Source organism: Myxococcus sp. CA039A, assembly GCF_013336645.1.
GTDB lineage: Bacteria > Myxococcota > Myxococcia > Myxococcales > Myxococcaceae > Myxococcus > Myxococcus llanfairpwllgwyngyllgogerychwyrndrobwllllantysiliogogogochensis.
In genome coordinates, this window is sequence record NZ_JABUMQ010000462.1 from 1 (window position 1) to 6,820 (window position 6,820).

At 71.3% G+C, this 6,820-nt stretch carries 7 protein-coding genes; 4 read left to right on the forward strand and 3 right to left on the reverse strand.

The features are described 5' to 3' along the window. Positions 1-505 (reverse strand): CHASE2 domain-containing protein (locus HR086_RS43370; protein ID WP_174468572.1); only part of this gene is annotated, 505 nt, incomplete at its 3' end. Between the two features lie 250 nt (positions 506-755). Further along, the gene (locus tag HR086_RS43375) at positions 756-1,346 is read right to left on the reverse strand and encodes a DUF924 family protein (protein WP_174457471.1); all 591 of its coding nucleotides are present in this window, start codon (positions 1,344-1,346) and stop codon (positions 756-758) included. 125 nt (positions 1,347-1,471) lie between these two features. Here HR086_RS43375 and HR086_RS43380 point away from each other — a divergent pair, with 125 nt between their 5' ends. The 4 genes from HR086_RS43380 to HR086_RS43395 all read left to right on the forward strand — a co-directional run bounded on the left by HR086_RS43380 (position 1,472) and on the right by HR086_RS43395 (position 6,472). Next, a complete protein-coding gene (locus HR086_RS43380) occupies positions 1,472-2,029 on the forward strand; it encodes a TspO/MBR family protein (protein WP_141649192.1) in 558 nt (185 codons plus the stop codon). Positions 2,030-2,228: 199 nt separating this feature from the next. Continuing rightward, on the forward strand, positions 2,229-2,786 hold the full coding sequence (locus HR086_RS43385) for an RNA polymerase sigma factor (protein ID WP_246137869.1): 558 nt from the start codon (positions 2,229-2,231) through the stop codon (positions 2,784-2,786). Then, a complete protein-coding gene (locus HR086_RS43390; RefSeq protein ID WP_174468573.1) occupies positions 2,783-5,764 on the forward strand; it encodes a CHAT domain-containing protein in 2,982 nt (993 codons plus the stop codon). Before HR086_RS43385 ends, HR086_RS43390 begins: the two co-directional genes overlap by 4 nt. Positions 5,765-5,869: 105 nt before the next feature. Next, on the forward strand, positions 5,870-6,472 hold the full coding sequence (locus HR086_RS43395) for a hypothetical protein (protein ID WP_174457469.1): 603 nt from the start codon (positions 5,870-5,872) through the stop codon (positions 6,470-6,472). Here the strand turns inward: HR086_RS43395 and HR086_RS43400 are convergent. Continuing rightward, on the reverse strand, positions 6,466-6,633 hold the full coding sequence (locus HR086_RS43400) for a hypothetical protein (RefSeq protein WP_174457468.1): 168 nt from the start codon (positions 6,631-6,633) through the stop codon (positions 6,466-6,468). The genes HR086_RS43395 and HR086_RS43400 overlap by 7 nt on opposite strands. Positions 6,634-6,820: the final 187 nt, after the last annotated feature.

Sequence of the window (6,820 nt, forward strand, 5' to 3'; positions counted from 1 at the left end):
GCGGGGAGGCGGGGACCTGGTCGAAGTCCGCGCGCGGCAACGGCTGCGCGTTGGCGTTGGTGGAGACGCCCAGGAAGAACGGGATGCGTGTGTCGCGCAGCATCTGGGCGAAGGCCAGGTCCGTGGACTCGTCGGAGGAGCGCTCGTCCATCACCGCGTCGAACACGACGGCGCGCGCGCCCTCCGCCTCCAACTGCTCCACCACGCGGGCCCACAGGTTGCGGCTGTAGGGCCAGCTACCGAAGTTGAGCGCATAGCGCTCGTTGGCGCGGATGCCGTCCAGCGTCGACTGGTCGATGACCACCACCGACACGTGGGGAGACTTCCCGCGCCCGTCGGTGAACGTGGTGAGCGCCTGGTCGTACGCGCCGCGCTCCAGGTCGTCCAGCCAGCCGCCGCGCCACGCCAGCGCCGCCAGCGCGGTGGACAACACCGCCACGCCCAGCATCAACCGCCAGTGGTTGCGCCAGCGCAGCCGGATGATTTTCCAGGTCTCTCCCGCCACGGCCCCCTCTTGCGATGTGCGTGGGTCGTCACACTAACCCAGCACGCACTCGCGTCAGGCATCTCCCCGGCCGGAAGGACGCTGATAAAATCACGAATACATTGAATTCACATCCATGTGACGAGCGCACATGACGAGCCCACGAGTGCTCGCCCGGCGTCGGACGCACGCGCGCCCGGCTTATTCGCGCCGGTCTTCAGGCACGGGCCCAGGTGAGGGCCTTGGGCCCGTCGGGAGCGCGCGGCGCCCGTCAGAAGGACGAGCCCGGCTCCTGGAGGAAGCGCGTCTCCTCGGGCGTGGACGGCCGGCCCAGCGCATCATTGCGGTGCGGGAAGCGTCCGAAGCGCGCGATGACATCCAGGTGGCGCTTCGCGTAGTCGAGCGGTTCGTGGCTGCCGGAATGATGCAGCGTCAGCATCTCGAAGAGGGAGACCGACAGCCGCTGGTCATAGAGCTCCTCGCTGTGTTCGAAGGGCAGGTAGATGAACCAGCGCCACACGGAGGGCAGCGTGAGGTCCAGGCCCCGCGCCAGCGCGTGACGCGCCACCGAGCGCGCCATGGCATCCGTGGCGAACGCGCGCGGCGTGCCCCGGAAGATGTTGCGGGGTAGCTGGTCCAGGAGCAGCACCAGGGCCAGGCTGCTGCGGGGTTCATTCCGCCAGGCGCTCAGCTCCCCGGCCGCCGCGCGCTCGTGGGCGTCCAGGAAGCGGTCCCGGGACTCCGCGTCGAAGGCCGCGTCGCGCCGGAACCACGCGGCGCGAGGACGAATGCAGGCCGGGTTGCGAGCCGGGTCCGCCGGTTGACCGAACCAGAAGTCGAGCACTTCCTCCGCGCTCACCATGTCGTTCCTCCCCAAAGGCTCGATAGAGCGCCCACCCGCCAACAGTCAACAGGGGTGGCAGGCGATGCGGGCCATCACCACCTTGCACCGAACACTGGCGCGCATCGCGCGTGGGAGAACGTCCAATGCACACCCCGTGGGAGCCCTCGACGCGAACCGTTCCGGGGCCGGTGAAGCGCGCCGCCCTCAACCCCACGTTGCGCACCGAGTCCGTCATCGCGCTGGGCGCCTTTGGCGCGCTCACGCTGGGCGCGGCGGTCCTGGGGGCACGACACAGCTCCGCCGACACCCGCTGGTACCGACACCTGCGCAAGCCTCCCTTCCAGCCCTCGCCCAAGGCCTTCGCGCCCGTGTGGACGGCGCTCTATGCCCTCATCGCCATCTCCGGCTGGCGGGTGTGGACGGCGCCCGCGGGGCCCTCTCGCTCCCGGGCGCTGGGATGGTGGGGGGTGCAACTGGGCCTGAATGCCGCGTGGTCCTGGCTCTTCTTCGGTCGGCATCAGCCCCGACAGGCCCTGGCGGACAACGTGGCCCTGCTGGGCAGCATCGGTGCCTACATCGCCGCCACGCGCGAGGTGGACCGGCCCGCCGCGTGGCTGGTGGCGCCGTATCTGGCGTGGGTGGGCTTCGCCAACGTCCTCAATGGCGAAATCGTCCGGCGCAATCCCCAGGCGGGGGCCTGAAGCCCATCCGCTTGGAGGGCCCCGGTGGGGGCGGATGAATTCGCCCGGAAATTCCTTCGGGAAGATGGCGAGGGGGCGGCGTTGAGTGGGGCAAGCCGCCATGGATGCCTTCGCCCTGCAAATACCCGTCGCACTCCCCCGCCGAGCACGGTCTCAGGGCTTGACGGGCACGGACAGGACGGTCCAGCCTGCACCCCACGTGGAAAGCAGGCCCCTCTCAACGCCGACCCTGGACAGCCGCTGGTTCGCGGCCTTCGCCCGGGAGCACGAGGCGGCGTTGCACGCCACGGCGCTCCGACTGTGCGGAAACGCGACGGACGCCAGGGACCTGGTCCAGGACACCTTCGAGCGCGGGCTGCGCAACCTGGCCCGCTACCGCCCCGGCACGGACGGGCGCGCGTGGCTCTTCACCATCCTCCATCACCTCTTCATCGACCGGTGTCGTTCCCGGACGCGTGAGCGCCGCTCGGATGTGTCGGCGGAGGAGCTGGAGGAGCGCATCGCCGCGCCGGAGCCCGAGGCCGCGCCCGCGTGGGCCGCCATTGGCCCCGAGCAATTGCGCGAGGCCCTGGAGCGCATCCCCGAGGAGTTCTCCACGGTGTACCGCCTCCATGCGTTGGAGGGGCGCCCCTACCAGGAAATCGCGGAGCGCCTGGGGATTCCCAAGGCCACCGTGGGCACGCGCCTCATCCGCGCGCGCCGCAAGCTGAAGGAGCTGTTGATGCCCGGTGGCACCGGCAAGGCGGAGACGCCATGAGCGCTCCGGAGCCCATGGACATCCACGACCAGGTGCATGCCTTCGCGGACGGCGAGCTGTCCGTGGAAGAGGCCGATGCGTTCCGCGAGCACCTGGGCACGTGCGAGACGTGTCAGGCGGACCTGGACGACATCCTCCAGCTCCAGGCGCTCGGGGGGCAGCTGGCGCAAGTGGACGCGAAGGCGGCCGTGAGTGGAGCCGTGGCGCCTGCGTCCCGTGTGGAGGCCGCGCCCGTGAGGGCCTTCCGTCCCGCGTGGAGCCGCCGTCGCAACTGGGTGGCCGCCGCCGCGCTGTCCGGCTCGCTGGCCGCCGTCTTCGCGGTGGTGGTGCTGCGCACCCGGAACACGGGGAGCGATGAGACGCAGTTACTCGCCCTGGCGCCCACGCGCTCGCTGGAGGCTCGGCTGAGCTGGGCGGGCGCGAGCGCGCATCGACCCTATGGCGTGCTGCGCTCCGGTGATGAGCGCCCCCGGGAGCTGGTGCCCCTCCAGATGTTGGCGAAGCTGGAGGCCCAAGGCGACCTGCAGGGCCTGGCGGTGGGACACCTGCTGCGCGGCGAGCGCGAGCAGGCGGCGGACTACCTGCAACGCGCGTCCTCGTCACCGGACGTGGACAGCGACAGGGCGGTGGTGGCGCTGACGAAGGGGGAGCTGGAGTCGGCCCTCATCCTCCTGGACGGCGTCCTGGAGAAGCACCCCCAGCACGCGCAGGCGCTGTGGAACCGCGCGCTGGTGCTGCACGAGCTGGGGCTGGACGCGCTGGCGGCGGAGGCCTTCGACGCGGTGGCGCTGCTCGGTGAGGTGGGCTGGGCGCAGGAGGCGAAGGAGCGCGCGGCGGTGCTGCGGCGTCAGCTCGACGGGCGACGGGGCGCGTGGGAGTCCGCGCAGCAGGCCGGCCGGGTGCTGGCCTTGGAAGGCACGCCCTTCCCCGACGAGGTGGCGCGCGCGGTGCCGGGCACGGCGCGCAACTGGTTCAACATCGCGGTGTGGACGGCCCCGTCCGCCGAGCACGTGAAGGCCCTGCTGCCGCTCGCGCGGGTGCTGGATGCGCACTACGGCGGAGAGACGATGGCGCGCTACGCCGAGCGCGTGGCCACCCTCGACTTCCAGCGCCGCGCGCCGCTGGCCGCCCGGTTCCGCGACGTGCTGTTGGGGAAGTTCGATGGCGCGAAGCTGGCGCCGCTCGCGAAGGAGTTCGCCGGGTCCGCGCACCAGGACATCCTCCTGGGGTTGCTGCCCCTGGCGGGTGGCTTGCCGGCGCACCTGGACGTGTATGAGCAGGCGGCGAAGTCGCTCGGCGACGCGTGGCTGACGCTCAACGTGGAGCGCGAGCGCGCCCTGGCCGAGTATGCCCGGGGCGACCTGGCCGGCGCCGAGGCTCGGCTCCTGCGCGCGGTGTCGGCGTGCGCGAGCGCGAAGGCGGACTACCGCTGCGGCCAGCTGGAGCACCTGCTGGCGCACATCTACAAGGACGAGCACCGACTGGTGGAGTCGCGCGAGCACGCCCTGGCGGGCCTCCAGTGGGCGCGCCAGTCGCAGGAGTGGAAGCTCCAGGCGGACCTGCTGCTGGTGCTGGGCGACCTGGCGCGCTTCCGCAACGCCTTCGCCCTGACGCGTGCCTATCTGGGCGAGCAGGCCCTGCGTGACAGGAGCTGTTCCGCCCGGCGACATGTCCACGAGAGCCTGGCGTCCCTGCATGTCTTCGCGCTCCAGCCGAAAGCCGCGCGCGAGGAACTCCAGAAGGCGCCGAGCTGCGACGTGCCGTTCTTCCTCAACGGCGGCCTCGTGCTGGCGGACCTCGCTCGCCTGGACCCGAAGCCCGGGGACGTGGAGCAGGTGCGCGAGGGTCTGAAGAAGCTGGACGCCGCGGGCTGGCTGCGTCCGGGTGAGAAGGTCATCGCCACGCACATCGAGGGGCGCGCCGTCATCGGCTCGGACCGCGAGGCGGGCCGCGCGCTCCTGCGAAAAGCCATCGACGACGGCGCGCGCCTGGGCTCGCAGGACCCGGTGGCCGCCAAGGCCCGCGCCTACAGCTATTCGTCCCTCATCCTGGATGCGGGCTCCACCGGCGACTGGGCGGGCGCGCTGACCCTCTTCGCGGAAGAGACGGGCGTCGCCGCTCCCACCCGCTGCGCGCTGGGCGTGGAGGTGCATGACGAGCGCACCCTCGTCGCCGCGCGAGGCCCCGCGGGCGAGTTGCTCGGTCATCAGGATGCGAGCCGCCGCTCGCCCGACTTCGACGTCGCAGCGCTGGTGCCTCCGGCGATGGCCTCCGCGCTGAAGTCCTGCGAGCACGTGCATGTGTTCGCGCGTTATCCGGTCCATGGTCAGGCGGGCCTGCTGCCGCCGGAGCTCGCCTGGAGCTACGACACGGGCCGGAAGCCCACGGCGCCTGGTGTGTCCGCGCCGCGCCCGCTGGTGGTCTACGACGTGGATGCCCCCGCCTCGCTGCGCCTGCCCCGGCTGCGCAGCTGGGAGCTGTCGGGGGGGCCGTCTGCGCGCCGAGTGGAGCTGACGGGCGCGGCCGCCACGCCGTCGCGCCTGCTGGCCGAGCTGGCCGAGGCCACCGAGGTGGAGATTCACGCGCACGGCCTGGTGAACCTGGGCGTGTCGGATGCATCGCTGCTGGTGATGGCGCCCGAGGCCGGTGGCCGCTACGCGCTCACCGCGGGCGAGGTGCGCAAGCAGAAGCTCAAGGGCGCGCCGGTGGTGTTGCTTGGCGCCTGCCAGGCCGCGAGGACGGCGCCGTACCTCCACGCGCCGTGGAGCCTCCCGGTGGCCTTCGCGGAGGCGGGCGCGCGCGCCGTCATCGCCTCACCCATCGACATCCCGGACGCCGAAGCCGGGCCCTTCTTCGCGCGGGTCATGGAGCGAATCCGCGCCGGCGCCAGCGCCGCCACCGCGCTCAGGGATGAACGCCTGCGCGAGCTGTCCGCGCGGCCCGACAGCTGGGTGAAGACAGTCGTCGTCTTCGAATAGCCCGGCCTCACCGCTTCACTTCACCACCGCCACACCAACACAGGCGACCTCGGCTCCCCAGGGCCGTGGACGCTCGACGTGTCACTTCACACCGAGGAACACACCATGAAGAATCTCCGCTCCGCGCTGCTCTGCATCCTCTCGCTGTCCACCGCCGCCTGCGGTGGCGACCCCTCCGACGTGTCGGCCTCCGAGGACCTCGCGGCCCTGGGCTCCACCGAGCAGCACGCGCTCCCCGTGCCTCCGCCGCTGTCCAACTACTGCCCGGGCACCATTCCCGGGACGCCGTACGCCATCCCCACCGCGCCCACGCCCCTGTCGAGCATCCCCACCGGCACGCCGCTGTATCCCCACAGCCCCTACCTGCTCAGCGCGCACACCGTCATCGTCACGGACCCGAGCAACTCGGGCGCCTTCTACGCGTTCGGTTTCGACGTGCGCGCCCACCGCATCATCTTCTGGGTGTCCGGCACCAATTCTGAGATTCGCCGGTTCAACACCCAGCTCGCCACGGACCTCACCGTGCAGGAGACGTCCACCGGCGTGGACATGGGCTTCACCTGGGGCACCAGCGGCCAGATTGGTGGCCCCCTCATCCCCCTGCCCGGTGTCCACGAGGGCGCGTGGAAGGTCGCGTACAACAACTGGTACCACCTCGACGCGTACCTGGTCAGCCCGCCCACGGGCCCTCTCGGCCTGGCTCAGTGACGCAGCTTCGAGGCGGGAGGCGGATTGAAGGCCAGCACGCCCGCGATGTAGCGCGCCTGCACCTCCGTGGTGCAGCGGACCTCCTGGATGCGCCCGCCCACCTTCACCCGCACGAGCCAACCGTCATTGTCGCGAGTCCAAGCAGCCGTTTCCGTCGTCATGTGCCTGCTCCTCTCGGGTTCATCCTCTGGCTCTCGGTAGAGCAGCCCGCGTGCCAGCGCCTGGGACCCGCGAATCCAGGCGATTGGCGCCCTGGGATGCGAAGGGATGGACAGGCGGGCCTGTAGTTCTTTCGGATGCGAGGGTGGCGGAGCTTCAGTGAACGTGCCGGTCCGGCTGGGTGGCGGG

Coding starts and splice junctions, on each gene's coding strand:
- HR086_RS43400 (WP_174457468.1), bottom strand. CDS start 6,633: ATGACGACGGAAACGGCTGCTTGGACTCGCGACAATGACGGTTGGCTC.
- HR086_RS43395 (WP_174457469.1), top strand. CDS start 5,870: ATGAAGAATCTCCGCTCCGCGCTGCTCTGCATCCTCTCGCTGTCCACC.
- HR086_RS43380 (WP_141649192.1), top strand. CDS start 1,472: ATGCACACCCCGTGGGAGCCCTCGACGCGAACCGTTCCGGGGCCGGTG.
- HR086_RS43390 (WP_174468573.1), top strand. CDS start 2,783: ATGAGCGCTCCGGAGCCCATGGACATCCACGACCAGGTGCATGCCTTC.
- HR086_RS43375 (WP_174457471.1), bottom strand. CDS start 1,346: ATGGTGAGCGCGGAGGAAGTGCTCGACTTCTGGTTCGGTCAACCGGCG.